Annotated in this window: 18 protein-coding genes and 1 tRNA gene; 12 read left to right on the top strand and 7 right to left on the bottom strand. The window is 62.8% G+C overall.

All coding sequences use genetic code 11. From position 1 onward, the window contains the following. Positions 1-8: 8 nt before the first annotated feature. The 4 genes from ACNAOU_RS16270 to ACNAOU_RS16255 all read right to left on the bottom strand — a co-directional run bounded on the left by ACNAOU_RS16270 (position 9) and on the right by ACNAOU_RS16255 (position 3,489). Positions 9-1,034: a 6-phosphofructokinase gene (locus ACNAOU_RS16270; protein ID WP_018776708.1), complete on the bottom strand. Its 1,026-nt coding sequence runs from the start codon at positions 1,032-1,034 to the stop codon at positions 9-11. A 212-nt stretch (positions 1,035-1,246) separates the two neighbouring features. Then, the gene (locus ACNAOU_RS16265; protein ID WP_018776707.1) at positions 1,247-1,495 is read right to left on the bottom strand and encodes a PspC domain-containing protein; all 249 of its coding nucleotides are present in this window, start codon (positions 1,493-1,495) and stop codon (positions 1,247-1,249) included. A 58-nt stretch (positions 1,496-1,553) separates the two neighbouring features. Further along, a complete protein-coding gene (locus ACNAOU_RS16260; protein ID WP_055971654.1) occupies positions 1,554-1,928 on the bottom strand; it encodes a hypothetical protein in 375 nt (124 codons plus the stop codon). A 1-nt stretch (position 1,929) separates the two neighbouring features. After that, positions 1,930-3,489: a PspC domain-containing protein gene (locus tag ACNAOU_RS16255; RefSeq protein ID WP_422757229.1), complete on the bottom strand. Its 1,560-nt coding sequence runs from the start codon at positions 3,487-3,489 to the stop codon at positions 1,930-1,932. Between the two features lie 125 nt (positions 3,490-3,614). Here ACNAOU_RS16255 and ACNAOU_RS16250 point away from each other — a divergent pair, with 125 nt between their 5' ends. Beyond that, positions 3,615-5,135: a PspC domain-containing protein gene (locus ACNAOU_RS16250; protein WP_018776704.1), complete on the top strand. Its 1,521-nt coding sequence runs from the start codon at positions 3,615-3,617 to the stop codon at positions 5,133-5,135. Then, on the top strand, positions 5,132-5,806 hold the full coding sequence (locus ACNAOU_RS16245) for a LuxR C-terminal-related transcriptional regulator (protein WP_422757228.1): 675 nt from the start codon (positions 5,132-5,134) through the stop codon (positions 5,804-5,806). The genes ACNAOU_RS16250 and ACNAOU_RS16245 overlap by 4 nt, the downstream gene beginning before the upstream one ends. Before the next feature lie 111 nt (positions 5,807-5,917). On the opposite strand, the gene ACNAOU_RS16240 is transcribed toward ACNAOU_RS16245, so the two are convergent. Beyond that, a complete protein-coding gene (locus ACNAOU_RS16240) occupies positions 5,918-7,147 on the bottom strand; it encodes a pyridoxal phosphate-dependent aminotransferase (protein WP_039242412.1) in 1,230 nt (409 codons plus the stop codon). Between the two features lie 255 nt (positions 7,148-7,402). On the opposite strand from ACNAOU_RS16240, the gene ACNAOU_RS16235 reads away from it, so the two are divergent. From ACNAOU_RS16235 to rplL, 9 genes are all read left to right on the top strand, one after another. Then, positions 7,403-7,475, top strand: a tRNA-Trp gene (locus ACNAOU_RS16235). 80 nt (positions 7,476-7,555) lie between these two features. Continuing rightward, positions 7,556-7,837 carry a preprotein translocase subunit SecE gene (gene secE, locus ACNAOU_RS16230; protein WP_026267011.1) on the top strand — a complete coding sequence of 94 codons (282 nt, stop codon included), beginning with the start codon at positions 7,556-7,558 and terminating at the stop codon, positions 7,835-7,837. Between the two features lie 114 nt (positions 7,838-7,951). Next, on the top strand, positions 7,952-8,821 hold the full coding sequence (nusG, locus tag ACNAOU_RS16225) for a transcription termination/antitermination protein NusG (RefSeq protein WP_018776700.1): 870 nt from the start codon (positions 7,952-7,954) through the stop codon (positions 8,819-8,821). 130 nt (positions 8,822-8,951) lie between these two features. Beyond that, positions 8,952-9,383, top strand: coding sequence for a 50S ribosomal protein L11 (gene rplK / locus ACNAOU_RS16220; protein WP_011775609.1), 432 nt, complete (start codon positions 8,952-8,954; stop codon positions 9,381-9,383). Between the two features lie 146 nt (positions 9,384-9,529). Next, positions 9,530-10,237, top strand: a complete 708-nt coding sequence (gene rplA / locus ACNAOU_RS16215) for a 50S ribosomal protein L1 (protein ID WP_018776699.1) — start codon at positions 9,530-9,532, stop codon at positions 10,235-10,237. Between the two features lie 140 nt (positions 10,238-10,377). Beyond that, positions 10,378-11,487, top strand: coding sequence for a GNAT family N-acetyltransferase (locus ACNAOU_RS16210; RefSeq protein ID WP_422757226.1), 1,110 nt, complete (start codon positions 10,378-10,380; stop codon positions 11,485-11,487). Then, positions 11,466-12,635: a GNAT family N-acetyltransferase gene (locus ACNAOU_RS16205; RefSeq protein ID WP_079580749.1), complete on the top strand. Its 1,170-nt coding sequence runs from the start codon at positions 11,466-11,468 to the stop codon at positions 12,633-12,635. The genes ACNAOU_RS16210 and ACNAOU_RS16205 overlap by 22 nt, the downstream gene beginning before the upstream one ends. A 319-nt stretch (positions 12,636-12,954) precedes the next feature. Next, complete coding sequence (rplJ, locus tag ACNAOU_RS16200; RefSeq protein WP_018776696.1) at positions 12,955-13,545, top strand: 50S ribosomal protein L10; 591 nt, start codon at positions 12,955-12,957, stop codon at positions 13,543-13,545. A 76-nt stretch (positions 13,546-13,621) separates the two neighbouring features. Continuing rightward, positions 13,622-13,999 carry a 50S ribosomal protein L7/L12 gene (gene rplL / locus ACNAOU_RS16195; protein ID WP_018776695.1) on the top strand — a complete coding sequence of 126 codons (378 nt, stop codon included), beginning with the start codon at positions 13,622-13,624 and terminating at the stop codon, positions 13,997-13,999. Positions 14,000-14,123: 124 nt separating this feature from the next. Here the strand turns inward: rplL and ACNAOU_RS16190 are convergent, their stop codons facing one another. After that, positions 14,124-14,606: an aminoacyl-tRNA deacylase gene (locus tag ACNAOU_RS16190; protein ID WP_018776694.1), complete on the bottom strand. Its 483-nt coding sequence runs from the start codon at positions 14,604-14,606 to the stop codon at positions 14,124-14,126. Beyond that, a complete protein-coding gene (locus ACNAOU_RS16185) occupies positions 14,606-15,805 on the bottom strand; it encodes an acetyl-CoA C-acetyltransferase (RefSeq protein WP_018776693.1) in 1,200 nt (399 codons plus the stop codon). Before ACNAOU_RS16185 ends, ACNAOU_RS16190 begins: the two co-directional genes overlap by 1 nt. Before the next feature lie 403 nt (positions 15,806-16,208). Here ACNAOU_RS16185 and rpoB point away from each other — a divergent pair, with 403 nt between their 5' ends. Continuing rightward, positions 16,209-19,715: a DNA-directed RNA polymerase subunit beta gene (gene rpoB, locus ACNAOU_RS16180; protein WP_026267008.1), complete on the top strand. Its 3,507-nt coding sequence runs from the start codon at positions 16,209-16,211 to the stop codon at positions 19,713-19,715. Positions 19,716-19,769 lie beyond the last annotated feature (54 nt).

Below are 19,769 nucleotides of genomic sequence, written 5' to 3'. Positions count from 1 at the left end.
GATTCAGCCTAGCCGAACAGGACCGATGCTTCGTCGTAGCGGTGCTGCGGCACGGTCTTGAGCTTGCCGAGGGCTTCCTCGAAGCCCACATGCGAGATATCCGTGCCCTTGAGGGCAACCATGGTGCCCCAGCGGCCTTCGACCACGGAGTCGATGGCAGCCATGCCGAGCCGGGTAGCCAGGACGCGGTCGTAGGCCGTAGGCACGCCACCGCGTTGGATGTGACCGAGGATGGTGGCACGGGTTTCAATGCCTGTACGGGCCTCGATCTCGGGGGCCAGCTGGTCGGCGATGCCACCCAGACGGGGCCGGCCGAACGTATCCAGTCCGCGCTCGGAGTGCGGGGATTCCATGTGGTCCGGGACGAAGCCCTCTGCCACAACCACCAAAGGGGCGCGGCCACGGTCGTGGGCTTCCTGTACCCACTCCGTGATCTGTTCGATGCTGGCTTTCTGCTCCGGAATCAGGATCGCGTGGGCGCCCGCTGCCATGCCCGCGTGGAGGGCAATCCAGCCAACGTGCCGTCCCATGACCTCCGCGATCATGCAGCGGTGGTGCGACTCGCCGGTGGTGCGGAGCCGGTCGATGGCTTCGGTCGCGATCTGGACTGCGGTGTCGAAGCCGAAGGTGTAGTCAGTGGCATCGAGGTCGTTGTCCACGGTCTTGGGCACGCCAACGATTTTCAGGCCGGCGTCGGTGAGGCGCTTTGCCGCAGCCAGGGTTCCCTCACCTCCAATGGCGATGATGGCGTCAATGCCCAGACGTTCCATGTGGGCTTTGATGACATCCGGACCGCCGCCGTTTTCGAACGGGTTCGTCCGGGAAGTACCCAGGATGGTTCCACCTTGCTTGGCGATACCGCGGACCATGGTGCGGGGGATGTCTATGACATCGCCTTCAACCACACCGCGCCAGCCGTCGCGGAAGCCGACGAATTCCTGGCCGTGGATGGCAATGCCTTTGAGGACTGCTCCCCGGATCACTGCGTTGAGTCCGGGGCAGTCGCCACCGCTGGTAAGAATGCCAATTTTCATGTTTGCTCACTCATGGCTTGGAGGAATACGTGCAAGAGCGCCACGCTGAGCTCCCCATGATTGTAGACGGGCCTGTGGGGTAGGACACAAACGGTTACCTTCGAGCACGGATGTGCGGTGCTGGAAACATGGCCGAAATCAGCGAAAAGCGCCCCGCCGGGCCGGCGGGGCGCTTCATGTTCTGTCCGGGTTCGGCAGGTTTGCCCGAATGGTTACCGGGAGCGTTGGCTGATGAAGGATTCGAGGGCGATCTTGTTGTTCTGGTCCGGAAGGATGAGCCAGCCGAGGATGTACACCACCACTGCCGGCCCGGGGAGCAGGCAGAAGAGCAGGAAGGCCACCCGGACGTAAGCCACATCCACCCTGAGCTTCGCGGCGATGCCTCCGCACACGCCACCCAGCCAGCGTTGTGGTCCCCGCTTCAGGCCGAAGCCCCTGACGATGCTGAAGAACTTGTCCATGGCTACACACTTCCCTGTTGTGGTTGCTTTGTCACGTGGATCGGATGGATCGGGTGGATCACGGGGCAGGGCTCTTGGATTTCGCGGAGCCCTTACGGGCCGAGAGGAGTCCGCCGACCACCAGTGCGGCCCCGGCTCCGATCATCAGGCCTATCAGCACATAGGTACCGTTCAATGACACCCAGCCAAGAGTGGAGATGATGATCAGTGCCGCCAGGGCCACCACGATCAGACCCCACACTACGGTTCCAATGCGGGCCTGCCTGGGTTCGTCCTCCTCTTGGTGTTCCACCCGGAAGCTGGGCTCCAAAGGCGGTGTGAGGGGGATCGGCTGGAGACCGGGCTTCGGCAGGGCTTCCGTAGGGCGGGTTTCCTTGGGCAGTGGCTCGGTGGGCTGCGATCCGGGGGTCGTGAAGGGCTCGTTCGTGCTCATGTCAGTTTCCTTCCTTGATGGTCACGTTGCTGAAGGTTCCGTCGATTTCCACTACGAGGTTGGCCCCGGGTTTCCCGGTGTTGTAGAGGGTGCTGTCGTCCTGGAGCCGGCCACCGCGGTCTGCGCCGCGTTCGTTGAGGTTGCCGAAAGTCATGTCTGCCTTGACCTCGACGGGAACATCGTCCGGGATGATGACCGTGACATTGCTGGCGGTTGCGTCCACCGGGACCAGGACCTCGGAGATCAGCGGCGGCGTGGTGGTGACATTGCTCAGGTCAACAGTTCCCTTGGCTCCGGTGACGCTGATGCCCTGGCGTGCCTGTTCCAGGCTTGTCGGTGCCCAGTTGACGTCGTGGAAGGTCCAGCGATCGCCATTCCGGGGAACTACATTGAAGATTCCGCCAACGATCAGGGCTACGACGGCCAGGAAGCCAAGGAGGCCGGATGTCCGTCCCCGAAGTCCCGCGACCAGGATGCCCAGACCCAGCACGGCAGCACCGGTCGCCCACACCACGGCGTTGGCGGTGTTGCCCAGATCAATGACGTTGCCGGCGTCGAGCGCTTTCAACGTGCCGCCGGCCAGGAGCGCTGCACCGGCAGACACTGCGACGATGGCCGCGCCGGGTCCCTTGCGTTTGGGTGTGGCCGGTTTTTGTTCCCACCCCTGCGGCGGAGTAGGGCCCTGCGGCGGAGTGGGGCCGAACGGAGGACGCGGACCTGAAGGAGGGGTCGGCCCGGAAACGTAATTGCCCGGACCGTAACTGCCCGGACCGTAAGCTCCGCTGCGTGATCCCGCAGGCGTGCCCGCACCGTAGACAGGTACGCCGGCATTGGTTCCCGTGGCCGGGTAGGAGGCAGGAGCACCGTACGCTGCGGTTCCGCCAGGTGCGGCCGCGTAGTTCTGCGGGCTCATGGGCGCGGCTCCTTTCGACGCTTTGTTCCGCTGGACCAGGAAGTAGATGAGGTAGAAGACACCGCCCATCCAGAAAAGCGTCCAGAACAGGCCGGGAAGCCCGTTCCAGCCCCATCCCCAGAAACCGCGGCCCAGGCTTGGAAGTCCGATGATGACCGTGATCAGAGCACCTGTCATTCCACCCGACCACCGTCCGGCGCCTGCCTCCTGGACGTGGATCCGGCCATCCGGTTCGGGCAGGAGTGCCCACGCGATGCCGTAGAGGAGGACCCCGACCCCGGCAAAGAGCGCAAGGACAATGAAGATTCCGCGCACGATCAACGGATCAATGCCGAACCGGTGGGCTACACCACTGGCAACCCCGCCGATCCAACGGTCAGGTCCACGGCGGATGCCCTGGTCCCGGATCCAATCGAAGAAGTTCTGTTGGGGCGCCTGGGGAGCGTCCTCCGCCGGCGCGTAGGTCCCGGCAGCAGGGCCGGTGCCCGCAGACGCTCCGGCAGTGGGCTGGTCCGACGCCCCGGAAGGTGATCCGGAAGCTCCGGTGGAAGCGCTGGAGCCGGACGAGCCGGCGGTGTCGCTGGAGCCGGACGGGCCGGCGGTGCCGGACGCTCCGGGTTCCTCTGGGTTCATGCTGTTCGCGTTCATACTTCGATCCTGCCGCCCGGGCCCACATGCCCTCTACTGGGGGATACCCTGAATGATCCCTGAGAGAGCCCCTGACCCTGCCGGAATCCGGTTCGGGGAACCCTGATCCGTGCTTGGATTGGTACATGAGAACCGCCGTTGAACGCCCCCCGCTGGTCCGCAGCAGCGACCGCATGATCGCGGGCGTCTGCAGCGGCCTGGCGGATCACCTGGGGTGGCCGGTCAAGTTTGTGCGGCTTGGCATGGTGCTGGCCAGTTTTGCCGGCGGGGCAGGTGTGGCGTTCTATGCATGGCTGTGGACCATGGTTCCCACCGCGGATGAGAACGCCAAGCGCAATGCCCGCCGACCGGCGTCGCCCATTGCTCCTGCCGTGAGCCTGCCGCCTGTGGCCCCTGGAAGCATTGACACCGCCCAAGCGCCAAGGGCGTACGACGCCGGCGCCGCACCGGCGGCTTTCAGCGGACCGGCGGTGGCTGGTGCTCCGGGCGGCGGGTCGGCGGCCACCGGAGCCACAGGTCCCGCCGCAACAGCTCCGGACGCAGGCGCAAACCCGCCCGGAGGTTGGTGGGACGGCAGCGCCCTGGCATCGTGGTTCTCGTTCCGGAAGATTCAATACGGCAAGGAGATCCTCCTCGGTGCCGCGCTGCTTCTGGTTGCTGCCATTCTGATCGCCCGCCAATTCGGGGTCGACGTCCCCTTGGGCACTCTGATTCCGGTAGCAGCCATCCTCGGTGGTGCGGCGATTGCCTGGATGCAGCTGGACGAAACCCGCAGGGCCGGCCTGGTGGACAAGACGAAGGCCGACCAAGCCGGTGGCTGGGTCCGTCTCGCAGCAGGCCTGGCGCTGGTTGTGGCAGGCGTCCTGGTGATGGTGTCCGGTTCGGGTTCCTGGGAACAGACCTGGCTTGCCCTGCTGGCCTCCGTGGCTGTCCTGGGCGGCGTTGCCTTGGTGTTGCTGCCCTGGGGGCTGAAATTCTGGAAGGACCTCGAAACAGAACGGGCCGGCCGTGTCCGGGAGACCGAGCGCGCTGAAATCGCCGCCCATCTGCACGACTCAGTGCTCCAGACCCTCGCACTGATCCAGCGGCGGGCGGGATCCGAACAGGACGTGGTCCGCTTGGCACGCGCGCAGGAACGCGAACTCCGGACCTGGCTCTTCAGCGACCCCGCCAAGGAAACGGGCCTCCTGGCTGAACGGATCAAGGCGATCGCAGCCGAAGTGGAGGACTCCCACGGCAATGCGGTGGAAGTGGTCACCGTGGGCGATACCGAAATGACGGAACGGCACGAGGCCCTGGTGCAAGCGGCCAGGGAAGCGATGCTCAACGCGGCCCGGCACGGTGGCGGGACGGTATCGGTCTACCTTGAGAGCACTGACGGCAACACTGAGATCTTCATCAAGGACCGCGGCCCCGGTTTCAACCTTGACGCCGTGCCCGACGATCGCCTGGGCGTCAAGGAATCAATCATCGGCCGGATGAAACGGCACGGTGGAACCGCGGTCATCAACAGCAGCAGCGACGGCACGGAAGTCCGCTTGGCCCTTCCGTCAGCACCTTCGGAGGCGAATGAGCAGCGGAAAGGTGAAGCTTTCATGAGTGAGGCCCGAAACAGTGAAGTCCGGAACGGAGAAATGAAGCAATGACGATCAATCCTGATGGTGGTCCGGGACGCACTGTGCGGGTGGTGATCGTGGATGACCACACCATTTTCCGCTCCGGGCTGAAGGCCGATCTTGACGCACGCATGGACGTAGTGGGCGAAGCCGGAACGGTGGAGCAGGCCATCGCAGTAATCGCCGAGACCCGCCCCGGGGTAGTGCTCCTGGATGTTCACCTTCCCGGTGGCCTGGGCGGCGGCGGCCGCGAGGTCATCGCCGGTTCGTCCGCCTTGCTGGGTACCACCAGTTTCCTGGCCCTGAGCGTGTCCGACGCAGCGGAGGACGTGGTTTCGGTGATCCGGGCCGGCGCCCGCGGCTACGTCACCAAGACCATTTCCGGCAAGGAAATTTCCGACGCCGTGATCCGGGTTGCCGATGGAGATGCCGTGTTTTCTCCCCGGCTCGCAGGATTCGTGCTGGACGCCTTCGGAACGGCTCCGGCGGACATCGCGGATGATGAACTGGACAAGCTCTCCGCCCGGGAACTCGAAGTCATGCGGCTCATCGCCAGGGGATACAGCTACAAGGAAGTTGCCAAGGAGCTGTTTATCTCCGTCAAGACAGTGGAAACGCACGTCTCAGCCGTCCTGCGGAAACTCCAGCTCTCCAGCCGCCATGAACTCACCAAGTGGGCAGCGGAGCGACGCCTCCTCTGACGCTGGCTCACATCCCGCGGGGGATTTCCCAACGCTTGCTCACATCCCAAGCCTTAAACGCAAACGCTCTTCCACCTGTCACGGTGGAAGAGCGTTTGCGTTGGCTGCTTGCTACTTGGCCTTGCCCAGGAATTCCTGGATGCGGCGGACACCTTCAGCGAGGTCGTCGTCGCCCAATGCGTAGGAAAGGCGGACGTAGCCGGAGGGGCCGAACGCCTCGCCCGGAACCACGGCTACTTCGACTTCGTCGAGGATGAGCGCGGCGAGTTCAGCCGAGGTGCTCGGCCGGACCGGGCCGTTCGAGGTTTCGAATTCCTTGCCCAGCAGACCGCGGACGTCCGCGTACACGTAGAAGGCGCCGGTCGGCGTCGGGCATTCAACGCCGTCAATCGCGTTGAGTCCGGCGACGATCGCCTTGCGGCGCCGGTCGAAGGCCACCTTCATTTCGTCGACGGCGGTCAGCGGACCCGTGAGGGCAGCGGCGGCTGCGATCTGCATAATGTTGGAGACGTTGGACGTGGCGTGCGACTGCAGGTTGGTAGCGGCCTTGATGACGTCGGCAGGGCCGATCATCCAGCCGACGCGCCAGCCGGTCATGGCATAGGTCTTGGCAACGCCGTTGAGGATGACCACCTTGTCGCCAAGCTCCGGAGCGGCCGTGGCGATGGAGGTGAACTGGACGCCGTCGTAGGTCAGGTGCTCGTAGATTTCGTCCGTGACGACCCACAGGCCCTTGGATGCCGCCCACTTGCCGATCTCCGCAACCTGCTCCGGGCTGTAGACGGCGCCGGTCGGGTTGGAGGGGGAAACGAACAGGAGGATCTTGGTCTTGTCCGTGACAGCTGCTTCAAGCTGCTCGATGGTCACCAGGTAGCCCTGCTCCGGCCCGGCGAAAACCTCGACTGGCACGCCGCCGGCCAGGCGGATTGCCTCCGGGTAGGTGGTCCAGAACGGGGTGGGGATGATGACTTCGTCGCCCGGATCCACCAGGGTGGCAAAGGTGTTGTACACGGCCTGCTTGCCGCCGTTGGTCACCAGGACCTGGGCGGGATCGACCTTGTAGCCCGAGTCGCGGAGGGTCTTCTCCGCGATGGCCTTCTTCAGCTCCGGAAGCCCGCCCGCTGGGGAATAGCGGTGGTACTTCGGCTGCCCGGCTGCCTCGATGGCTGCCTGGACGATGTAGTCGGGGGTGGGGAAATCCGGTTCGCCGGCACCGAAACCAATCACGGGACGACCCGCGGCCTTCAGTGCCTTGGCCTTGGCGTCAACGGCAAGGGTGGCGGACTCGGCAATGGCTGAGATTCGCTGTGAAATGCGGGCGGCAGTTGTTCCGGCAGACATCTATGTACCGTTCTTCGCAGGCAGCTCGTGGGCTGGATGATGGGATTCGACGTAAACTACCTTATGCTGTTCTGCGGAGCTCCCGCGTGCCCACCTGGCTTTGTGACTGATAATGCTGGTCACAGGCCGAAAAGGGGACAGGGAGGTCCGGAACAAGGCCGGTTCGACTATCGCGAAATTCTTGCGTAGACTGGTTCACCGGTGTTGAAAAGCATCACAGGCTGAAGTGCGGCCTGAAACATGGATTCGATCCATAGGGTAGTGGCGCAATTGGTAGCGCAGCGGTCTCCAAAACCGCAGGTTGCAGGTTCGAGTCCTGTCTGCCCTGCGCAAGCTGTTCCGGCGGAAACGCCGGGGCACGCGCAGCAACCATGGCTCTGATCAGAGTCGGGTCAACGACTTTGCAAGGTGAGTGAGGACCAGGTGACCGAAACAGCTGCCAGCAGCTCGAAGGGCCGTCCCGCCAAGAAAGCCGATCGCGGCTTCTTCGCCCGTATTGCACTCTTCGTACGCCAGATCATCGGCGAGCTGAAGAAGGTCGTTGCACCCACCCGCAAGGAACTGATCAATTACACGCTCGTGGTGCTGGTGTTCGTGGTCATCATGATGGTCATCGTCACCCTTCTGGATCTCGCCTTCGGCACGGGAGTCAGCTGGGTCTTCGGTGGGTCAGGCGCTACGGACCGCTAAGCGGATCTGTCCGCAAACTGTGTGAAATCCCTTGGTTCGCCGGGAATTTTGCGGGGTTTGCGGAATTGAGCCATTTAAATAGGCATGTTAGGCAATGAGGAAGCAGGAGACCAAGTGTCTGAGCAGGAGCTCGAGGTAAACGAGACTGAGCTGGGCGAATCCGCCGAGGACTCAGCCGACGCCACGGCAATTGTCGCGGAAGAGTCCGAGGTCGATTCCGCTGCGCCCGAATCTGCCGACGTCGACTCTGAGGATTCCGAAGAGGACTTCGAGTCCGACGTGGATGAAGAGTCCGATGACGCGTCCGGCGAGGCTGCCGACGTCGAGACCGCGGAAGAGTCCGACGGCGACCAGCTGGCTGCCGCTGCTGCAGCAGCGCCTGCTGATCCCGCGGAGGAGTTCAAGGCCAAGCTGCGCCGCCAGGAGGGTGACTGGTACGTCATCCACTCCTACGCCGGTTACGAAAACCGCGTCAAGGCCAACCTTGAGACCCGCATCCAGACCCTGGACATGGAAGATTACATCTTCGAGATCCAGGTGCCCATGGAAGAGGTCGTCGAGATCAAGAATGCGCAGCGCAAGGTTATCAACCGCGTCCGCATCCCCGGTTACGTCCTGGTCCGCATGGACCTGACCGACGCCTCGTGGGGCGCCGTCCGTCACACCCCCGGTGTTACCGGCTTCGTGGGCAACGCCCACAACCCGGTCCCGCTCCGCCTTGACGAGGTCTTCTCCATGCTCGCCCCGGTCTTCGAAGAAGAGCAGGCAGAGCAGGGCAAGCCGGTCAACAAGCAGAACCAGGCCCCCGTGGCCGTCGACTTCGAGGTCGGCGAGTCGGTCATCGTCAAGGAAGGTCCGTTCGAGACCCTTCCGGCAACGATCTCCGAAATCAAGCCCGAGTCCCAGACCCTGGTGGTTCTGGTCTCGATCTTCGAGCGCGAAACCCCGGTGACGCTCGCATTCAACCAGGTCACCAAGATCTAGCTGATTCCAAAATTTCGCTCCTGTCCTGCCTGCTTAGCAGTTCGGGAGCGGCCGGCCGCCTCGCCATGGCGGCCACCAACCTGGGACGCGCTCCTGTGTCCCAGGAAGCTATTGAGAGAAGGACCCTACATTGGCTCCCAAGAAGAAGGTCACCGGCCTCATCAAGCTGCAGATCCAGGCAGGTGCCGCTAACCCGGCTCCGCCGATCGGTCCTGCACTTGGCCAGCACGGTGTCAACATCATGGAATTCTGCAAGGCGTACAACGCTGCAACGGAATCCCAGCGCGGAAACGTTATCCCGGTTGAAATCACGGTCTACGAGGACCGTTCCTTCACCTTCATCACCAAGACCCCGCCGGCTGCAGAGCTCATCAAGAAGGCTGCAGGCGTCGCCAAGGGTTCGGCTACCCCGCACACCGTCAAGGTTGCCAAGCTGACCCAGGCACAGGTTGAGGAAATTGCTTCCACCAAGATGGAAGACCTGAACGCCAACGACATCAAGGCTGCTGCCCTGATCATCGCCGGCACCGCCCGCTCCATGGGCATCACGGTCGAAGGCTAGAACCCTCGAAGGCCTATCGTGGCCTTCACCCGCCGGGCAACCGGTATCTGAAACATTGAAATGTCGCAGGATCCTTGCCGGATCCCCGACTGTGGCAGGGCCCAGCGCGGTCCGCAGACCACAACTGCACAAGGAGAAACAGCAGCATGGCAAAGCGCAGCAAAGCATATGAGGCAGCCGTAGCCAAGATCGAGGCAGACAAGGTCTACGCCCCGTTCGAGGCCATCACCCTCGCGAAGGACACCAACCCTTCCAAGTTCGACGCAACCGTTGAGGTCGCTTTCCGCCTGGGCGTTGACCCGCGTAAGGCTGACCAGATGGTTCGTGGCACCGTCAACCTGCCCCACGGCACCGGTAAGACCGCCCGCGTCCTCGTTTTCGCAACCGGCGACAAGGCTGAAGCAGCAATCGCTGCCGGCGCCGACTTCGTTGGTTCCGATGACCTGATCGAAAAGATCGCCGGCGGCTGGACCGACTTCGACGCCGCAGTGGCAACCCCTGACCTTATGGGCAAGGTTGGCCGCCTCGGTAAGGTTCTCGGCCCGCGTAACCTCATGCCGAACCCGAAGACCGGCACGGTTACCCCGGACGTCACCAAGGCTGTCAACGACATCAAGGGCGGCAAGATCGACTTCCGCGTCGACAAGCACTCCAACCTTCACTTCATCATCGGCAAGGTGTCCTTCGACGCCACCAAGCTGGCTGAGAACTACGCAGCAGCACTGGAAGAGGTGCTTCGTTTGAAGCCGTCCGCTTCCAAGGGCCGCTACATCCAGAAGGCTACCGTTGCCACCACGTTCGGCCCGGGCATCACCGTTGACCCGAACGTCACCAAGGTTCTCACCGACGCGTAAGCTTCGCGAGCACTGGCTCTGAAAAGGACCGTCCGGCTTTTGCCGGGCGGTCCTTTTTCTGTCGCTGCCTGCATTCGCTTCCAGCCTGTTTTCTTGTCGCCGTCTGTTCCGCGCGGGAGGCGGGCCGTAGGCTGTGGTGCGTGACGTCGTCGAACATTTCAGGGCCTTCCGGATTGACCGTGGAACGGATCCGTGTTCCCACGAGTCCGGACGCCGCAGATGCCCCTGACTTCCAGGCCTTTCACCAACTGAACGTCGTCCATGCCATGGAACTGTGGGGCAACCTGGACCGCTGCGCTACCCTGGCCGAGGCCGTCCTTTTCTGGCAGGGAAATGAATACGAAGAGCGCCAGGTCCATCTGGCCCGCCTCGATGGTGAGGTGGTGGGTTGCGGCACTTTGACGCTGCCCCTGAGTGAAAACACGACGACGGCGGGTGTGGACGTGCTTGTCGACGCGCCCTTCCGGCGCCGTGGCTTTGGATCCCGGATCCTGGCCCTGTTGGAGGAACTGGCCAGTGGCCGCGGGCGGGTTTCGTTCGATGCATACTGCGGAGAACCCATCGCGCCCGTCGACGCCGGCGTGGAGTTATTGGAGGCCAAGTCCGGCTCAGGCGGTGTGCCTTTGGACGCGGCATCCACACGCTTTGCCCTCCGCCACGGTTACTCGTTGGAGCAGGTCGAAACGAACAGCACGCTTGCCTTTCCCGTTTCCGGGGAATCGCTTGGGGTCCTGGAAGCGGAGGCCTTGAGACGCTCGGCGGGCTACAGCGTCCTGGGCTGGAAGTCGCGTTGCCCGGACCACCTCGTGGGCGCTTTCGCCAGCCTCAAGGGCCTCATGAGCACAGAGGTTCCCATCGCGGGCCTCGGGTGGGAAGGCGAGGTGTGGGACGCTGCCCGGGTCCGCCGGGAGGAAGCCACCTGGCAAGCCAGCGGTGTGGAGTCCGCCGTGTGCGCAGCCCGCCACGACGCTACGGGGGAGCTGGCCGCCTATACGGTCCTGACGCACCGTGAAGAGGCGCCGGCGGTGATCTACCAAGAGGACACCTTGGTGGCTCCCGGGCACCGGGGACACGGTTTAGGGATGCTGGTGAAAACCGGCAACCTTCGCCGCGCACAGGAACTCTGGCCGGACGCCACGTCGGTCATGACATGGAACGCCGTTGAAAACCAGCATATGCTGGCCATAAATATCGCCCTTGGATTCAAGCCGTCCGGCTTTGAAGGCGAATGGCAGAAACGGCTGGGATGACTGTAGACGAGACGGGTACCGTTCAGGTCGGGCAGCTGTGGGTGCCTGACACCCTGGACAGCCCTGAGGCCGCCGATTTCCTGGACGCCGTGGAAGTCGGACGCCGGGTGCGCATGGAAACGTGGGGGAGCGACGACCTCGCCTACACTCCCTTGGAAAAGCTGCTGGAATTTTCCGATCCCTATGAACGCCAGATCATCCTGGTTGCCAAGGTCGAAGGCGCCATCGTCGGTGTCGTGGACATCGCCTTGCCCCTGGCTGACAACATGGACCTGGCCGAATTCACCCTGGACATCCTTCCCGAGTACCAAGGGCAAGGAGTCGGGCGGCAACTGCTGGAGGCCGCCGAACAGCTGGCCCGCGCCGAAGGCCGGACCATGATCCTGGTGGACACCAACCACCCTGCAACGTCCCTGACGGAGGTACCCGAGGACCAGCTGATTCCGGGCAGCGGGGCCGGATTTGTCCCTGTCAGCAGCAGGGAGGTGGACTTCGCCAAGAGAGCCGGCTACACACTCCAGCACATCGAACAGTTCAGCTCCTGCATCCTTCCCCTGGACTCCCAGCTCGTAGCTGACCTCCAGCTGGAAGCGGAGGAAGCCAACGGGGGCCGCTATGCCCTCCACCACTGGACGGACCGCTGCCCGGACGCCTGGCTGGATGCTGTTGCCGCGTTGGAAAACGCAGCAGGCGAGGTTGTGCGTGACGATGCCGAGGACGATGCTCCCGAGGTTGAAGCGAGCGGAATGGTTTTCGACACCGCCGTCCTTCGGGAAACTGAAGACGCCGCATTGGCGCAGGGACGGCGCACGGTGGTTACCGCCGTCGAGCATCTTGAGAGCGGCAAGCTGGTGGGCCTGACCACCATCAGTGTCCTGGCCCACCGCCAGGACGTGGTCTTCCAGGACGACACCTTGGTCCTCCAGGAGCACCGCGGAAACAAACTGGGTTTGCTCATCAAAGTGGCCAACATGGAACGGCTCAGCGAGCAGTTTCCGGACGCAAGAGTGATCTACACCTGGAACGCGCCGGAAAACCGTTACCTCTTGACTGTCAACAAGCAGTTGGGGTTCACGACTGCCGGCATCACCGGACTGTGGCAGAAGGAACTGCCGGGCCGGGATAAGGGGCCGACAGTCTCCGAATAGGGGCAACCGCGGGCTGTAGTGCCGCCCCGATTTGGTTTGCCGCACACTGTCCCGTAACCTTGAAGTACCAAAGACCGTCGGTTGATGGGAATCCACTCTTTCGAGCACAGCTCAATTCTGCAGCCACGCCCCTGAGAACAAAGTGAATTCCTTGACGAAGGACCCTGAACATAGGGCGGCCGGCGCAGGTGAACGAAGCTAGTCTCCACGGATCGAACCGTGTTGAGCCAAGCCCCGTGCATCTGCGCGGGGCGTTTTTAGTTTTAGCTCTCGTGAGCGGGGACCCGGAAGACCGGCTTTATTCCCCGGAAGGAGGGTTATGACAACGCCTAGCAAGGTTTCCGCAGTTGCGGAGATCACCAACGATTTCAAGGAATCGAACGCGGCTGTCCTGACCGAATACCGCGGGCTCACTGTTGCACAGCTCAAGGAACTGCGTGTTGCGCTCGGCCAGGACACCAAGTTCTCGGTCGTCAAGAACACCCTGAGCGCCATTGCAGCCAAGGAAGCTGGAGTTGAAGCATTCAACGATCAGCTTGCCGGCCCCACTGCAATCGCCTTCATCAAGGGTGACGCTGTTGCTGCTGCCAAGAGCCTGACGGACTTTGCCAAGGCCAACAAGCAGCTGGTTATCAAGACCGGCGTCTTCGAAGGCAAGGCATTGGACGCAGCAGGAGTTGCCGCACTGGCAGCCCTGGAGTCCCGCGAACTGCAGCTTGCACGCGTTGCTGGTGTCCTCAAGGCTCCCGCATCTGCTGCTGCACGCATCATCGACGCTCTGCGCCTCAAGCTTGAAGAAGAGGGCGGCGCACCTGCACCGGCCGCTGATGAAGCCCCGGCCGAAGAGGCTGCTGCTGAAGAGGTTGCGGCTCCGGCCGAAGCCGCTGAAGCTGCAACCGAAGAGAACTAAGTTCTCCCCCCAAACAAACTCTGGTGTATGGATCGGCATCGTCCGGACCTGCACCAACTAATGGAAGGACGCCACCATGGCGAAGCTCAGCAACGAAGAGCTCATTGAAGCTTTCAAGGAACTGACCATCATCGAGCTCTCCGAGTTCGTCAAGCTCTTCGAAGAGACCTTCGAAGTTACGGCTGCTGCTGTTGCAGTTGCTGGCCCCGCTGCCGGCGGTGCTGCTGAAGCTGCTGAAGAGAAGACTGACTTCGACGTCATCCTCGAAGCTGCTGGCGACAAGAAGATCGCAGTGATCAAGGAAGTTCGCGCCATCACCTCCCTCGGCCTCAAGGAAGCCAAGGACCTGGTTGACAGCGCACCGAAGGCTGTTCTCGAAGGCGCCAACAAGGAAGCCGCAGAGAAGGCAAAGGCTCAGCTCGAAGAAGCTGGCGCAACGGTTACCCTCAAGTAACTCGTTTTGCTTTGGAAGCCCCGTCCGGTTCGCCGGGCGGGGCTTCCTGCGTTAAACAGCAACGCGGGGTCACTTATGGCCCATCCCAAGGGGATTTACCGGCCATAAGTGACCCCGCGTTGCTTTAAGAAGGTTCGCTGATGTCCGCTACGACGGCGCCCAGGGCTGAGGTCAGCGCATCGGCGTCAACAAAAGCGCTGCGTCCGTGTGCCCCGGCTCCCATGGAGATGCGCCGCCCCGTAATCGTGGCATCGGCGTACACGGGCCATGCCGTGGTGCTGCCCAGGGGAGTGATGGTTCCGCGTTCATAGCCGGTGGCGTCCAACGCCACCTCCGCGGGTGGCAGTGACAACTTGTTGACGCCCACCAGCGCGCGCAGCTTGGGCCAGGAGATCTGGCGGTCCCCGGGAATCAAAGCGAAGAGGAAGCTGCCGTCCCGGTGCTTGACCACCAGGGACTTCACAATGTCCGCCGGCCGGATCCCCAGGATGGTGGCGGCCTCTTCCAGGCTGCGCGCTGCGGGACGTTCGACGACGTCGACGTCCAGTCCGCGGGCGGCGGCGTCGGCAAGGAACCGCTCCGCACCCTCAGTCTCAATGCCGCCCATCAGTCGCGGTACAGCAGTAGTGCTTCGCCCTGGCCGCCTCCGCCGCACAGGGAAACCGCGGCTTTGCCGGTTCCCCGGCGCTTGAGTTCATGGGCAGCATGCAGGGCAAGCCGAGCGCCGGACGCTCCGATCGGATGGCCCAAAGCGATGGCTCCTCCGTGGATGTTGCACTTCTCCAGGGGATAGCGCAGGTCCTTGAGGGACTGCACCGCCACCGACCCGAATGCCTCGTTGATTTCAATGAAGTCGAGGTCTTCGGCCGTCCACCCGGCGCGCTTCAACGCCTGGGCGATCGCATTCGACGGCTGGGAGTGCAGCGAGTTGTCAGGCCCGGCAACCTGCCCGGGCTTGCCGACTACGGCGAGGTATTCCAGCCCGTTGTCCCGGGCGAAGCGGCGACTGGTCAGCACGAGTGCGGAGGCGCCGTCGGACAGGGGAGAGGAGTTACCCGCCGTGATGGTGCCGTCCGTCGCAAAGGCGGCCCGCAGTGGGGCTAGGGTTTCCACCGTGGTGTTGGGGCGGACACCCTCGTCCGTGGTGAGGACCAGTGGATCGCCTTTTCGCTGTTTGACCTTCACGGGAGCAATTTCGACGTCGAAGATTCCGTCCGCGATCGCAGCCGCGGCACGCTGGTGCGAAGCCGCCGCGACCTCGTCCTGGGCCTTGCGGTCTATGCCCAGGGTGACGTTCTTGGTTTCCGTGGACAGACCCATGGATTGTCCGTCGAAAGCGTCGGTGAGGCCGTCGTGGGCGGCAACATCCAATGCCTGGATGGAGCCATACGTCCAGCCCTGGCGGGAACCGGGGAGGAGGTGCGGGGCCCTTGTCATGGACTCCTGGCCGCCCGCGACCACCACGGTGGCATCGCCGCTGCGGATCATGCGCGCGGCATCAATGACTGCTGTCAGACCCGAGAGGCACACCTTGTTGATGGTCACGGCCGGGATGTTCCAGCCCACGCCGGCCGCGATTGCGCTTTGGCGGGCCGGATTCTGTCCGGCACCGGCCTGGAGGACCTGGCCCATGATGACGGCGTCAACCTGTTCGGGCTTTACGCCGCTCGCCGCCAGTGCGGCGCCGATGGCGTGCGCGCCGAGTTCGACGGCGGTGAAGCCCGCCAATTGTCCGTTGAGGCGACCCTGCGGGGTGCGGGAAGCGGCGAGGATGACAACGTCATTGTCGTCAGCGGAGTTGCTCATGGTCTCTCTTCCGGTCCGGGAATGGTGTAGCAAGGCTATCGCGGTGTTTGTGACTAACCGTTAAACGATCCTGCCCGCCCGCGCATTCCGGGTGGCCGGGACTTCCTTCATTGGGTGCCTGCGGCAACGGTGCTTGCAATCACGGACGATCTGGGGTAGACAGGAAGGCTGATTTGCCGTATTGTAGATATTTGCGTCTTCCCTGTTAACCTTCAGCCTTCATATAGCGGTGGGCTTTACCTCTCAGCTGCGTCATTGACGTGCCGTTCCAAAACGTGCACAACCATGCGCAGACTGGGTCCGGGTCATATAGCGGAACCGGATTAAGTATCCTGCGGAGCACTCTGCAGAATGCAAACGGGGGAGATCTGAAAACGCCTGAAGGTCTGTGGAAGGATCCCTCTTGGTCGCCTCGAGCACCTCTAATAACGAAACCGCTAACACGGCAAGCACCGATGGTGCCACCCGTCGCCTCTCATTCGCAAAGATTCACGAACCCCTTGATGTTCCGAATCTTCTCGCCCTGCAGACGGACAGCTTTGACTGGCTCGTCGGAAACGAACGCTGGCAGGCGCGGGTAGCGAAGGCTGTCGAGGAGGGCGACCTCAGCGTCGCCACCACCTCCGGACTTGCCGACATCTTCGAAGAGATCTCCCCTATCGAGGACTTCCAGGGCACCATGTCCCTGAGCTTCTCCGAGCCGGAGTTCGCTGACCCGAAGTACACCATGGCCGAATGCAAAGACCGTGACGCCACCTACTCGGCCCCGCTGTATGTCAAGGCCGAGTTCATGAACAACAACACGGGCGAAATCAAGCAGCAGACCGTGTTCATGGGCGACTTCCCCCTCATGACTGAGAAGGGAACGTTCGTCGTCAACGGCACCGAGCGTGTCGTTGTCTCCCAGTTGGTCCGTTCGCCGGGCGCCTACTTCGAGCGCACTGCAGACAAGACCAGTGACAAGGACATCTTCACTGCGAAGATCATCCCGTCCCGCGGTGCCTGGTTCGAACTCGAAATCGACAAGCGCGACCAGGTGGGCGTACGCCTTGACCGCAAGCGCAAGCAGTCGGTCACGGTTCTCCTGAAGGCCCTCGGCTGGACCGAAGGCCAGATCCTGGAAGAGTTCGGCCAGTACGACTCCATGCGCGCAACGCTGGAGAAGGACGCCACCGAGACCCGCGAAGACGCGCTTCTGGACATCTACCGCAAGCTGCGTCCGGGCGAGCCGCCCACAGTCGAGGCTGCCCAGTCCCTGCTGGACAACCTGTACTTCAACGCCAAGCGCTACGATCTTGCCAAGGTTGGCCGTTACAAGATCAACCGCAAGCTCGGCATCGACCGCTCCCTTGGTGACAAGGAAGCTTCGGTCCTGCACGTTGAAGACATCGTTGCCATGATCAAGTTCCTCGTTGCGCTCCACGCCGGCGAGAAGACCATCATGGGCAAGCGCGACGGCGAAGACCACGAGCTCCGCGTCGACATCGATGACATCGACCACTTCGGCAACCGTCGCATCCGCGCCGTCGGCGAACTGATCGAGAACCAGGTCCGCACCGGTCTTTCCCGTATGGAACGCGTCGTCCGCGAACGCATGACCACGCAGGACGTCGAGGCCATAACGCCGCAGACGCTGATCAACATCCGTCCCGTTGTGGCAGCCATCAAGGAGTTCTTCGGAACCTCCCAGCTGTCGCAGTTCATGGACCAGAACAACCCGCTCTCGGGTCTGACCCACAAGCGTCGTCTGTCGGCACTTGGCCCGGGTGGTCTGTCCCGTGACCGCGCAGGCATGGAAGTCCGTGACGTTCACCCGTCCCACTATGGACGTATGTGCCCCATCGAAACTCCTGAAGGCCCGAACATTGGTCTGATCGGTTCGTTGGCGTCCTACGGCCGCATCAACCCGTTCGGCTTCATCGAGACCCCTTACCGCTTGGTTTCCAACGGTGTTGTCTCGGACGAGGTCCAGTACCTCACGGCCGATGACGAAGCCGAGGTCCTGATCGCACAGGCCAACGCTCCCCTGGATGCCGACAAGAAGTTCTCCGAAGAGACCGTTCTTGTCCGTGCCCGTGGTGGTGGAGGCGAGCCCGTCCTGGTTCCCGCTGCAGACGTTCAGTTCATGGACGTTTCCCCGCGCCAGATGGTGTCCGTGGCAACGGCATTGATCCCGTTCCTCGAGCATGACGATGCCAACCGTGCACTCATGGGTGCCAACATGCAGCGCCAGGCTGTGCCGCTGGTCCGTTCCGAGGCTCCTTTCGTGGGCACCGGCATGGAACGTGCAGCAGCCGTCGACGCCGGTGACGTTGTCATCGCGAAGAAGGCCGGTGTGGTCACCGAGGTTTCCGCTGAACTCGTTGTCATGATCAACGACGACGGCACCGAGACCAACTACCGCATCAACAAGTTCGCCCGTTCCAACCAGGGCAACTGCTACAACCACCGTGTCCTGGTCAACGAAGGCCAGCGCCTGGAGGTTGGCGGCATCATCGCTGACGGTCCCGCAACGGACCAGGGTGAGCTTGCCCTCGGTAAGAACCTGCTCGTGGCATTCATGTCATGGGAAGGCCACAACTTCGAGGACGCCATCATCCTGTCCCAGCGCATTGTTGCTGAGGACGTCCTTTCCTCCATCCACATCGAGGAGCACGAAATCGATGCCCGCGACACCAAGCTTGGTGCCGAGGAAATCACCCGTGACATCCCGAACGTGTCCGAGGAAGTCCTGGCAGGCCTGGACGAGCGCGGCATCATCCACATCGGTGCCGAGGTTGAAGCAGGCGACATCCTGGTAGGCAAGGTCACCCCCAAGGGTGAAACCGAGCTGACCCCGGAAGAGCGGCTCCTCCGCGCCATCTTCGGTGAGAAGTCCCGCGAAGTCCGCGATACCTCGCTGAAGGTTCCCCACGGCGAGTCCGGTACGGTCATCGGCGTTCGCGTCTTCGACCGCGACAACGACGACGAGCTGCCCCCGGGCGTGAACCAGCTGGTCCGCGTTTACGTTGCAGCCAAGCGCAAGATCACCGACGGCGACAAGCTCGCCGGCCGTCACGGCAACAAGGGTGTTATCTCCAAGATCCTCCCGATCGAGGACATGCCCTTCCTTGCAGACGGTACCCCGGTGGACATCGTCCTGAACCCGCTTGGTGTTCCGGGTCGAATGAACGTTGGCCAGGTCCTGGAAACCCACCTCGGTTGGGTTGCCAAGACCGGTTGGAAGATCGAAGGCGAGCCGGAGTGGGTCAAGAACCTCCCGAACCTGCCCCGTGAAACCGGCCAGACCACCGTTGCCACCCCGGTGTTCGATGGCGCCCGCGAAGAAGAAATCACGGGCCTGCTTGACTCCACCAACGTGACCCGCGATGGCGACCGCCTGATCGACTCCTCCGGCAAGACCCGTCTGTTCGACGGCCGCTCCGGCGAGCCGTTCCCGGACCCGATCTCCGTCGGTTACATGTACATCCTGAAGCTCCACCACCTGGTGGACGACAAGATCCACGCGCGCTCCACCGGCCCGTACTCCATGATCACGCAGCAGCCGCTGGGTGGTAAGGCTCAGTTCGGTGGCCAGCGCTTCGGTGAAATGGAAGTGTGGGCGCTCGAAGCTTACGGTGCCGCCTACACGCTTCAGGAACTCCTCACGATCAAGTCCGATGACATCCATGGTCGTGTGAAGGTCTACGAAGCCATCGTCAAGGGCGAGAACATCCCTGAGCCTGGCGTTCCCGAGTCCTTCAAGGTCTTGATCAAGGAAATGCAGTCGTTGTGCCTGAACGTGGAAGTTCTTTCCACCGACGGAACCACGATCGAAATGCGTGACTCTGATGACGCAGTCTTCACGGCTGCGGAAGAACTGGGCATCGATCTGTCTCGCGCAGAGCCCAGTTCCGTAGAAGAGGTCTAGCAGCCGTTCCGGCGGGCACCACTTTGTGGCTGCCCGCCGGGACAGCTCCCTCTT

It is taken from the genome of Paenarthrobacter sp. C1, from assembly GCF_049315185.1.
In the GTDB taxonomy this organism is placed as follows: Bacteria; Actinomycetota; Actinomycetes; order Actinomycetales; family Micrococcaceae; genus Arthrobacter; species Arthrobacter nicotinovorans.
The sequence above is the reverse complement of the archived record's forward strand: the minus strand, read 5'-3'. Positions and strand labels throughout refer to the sequence as shown.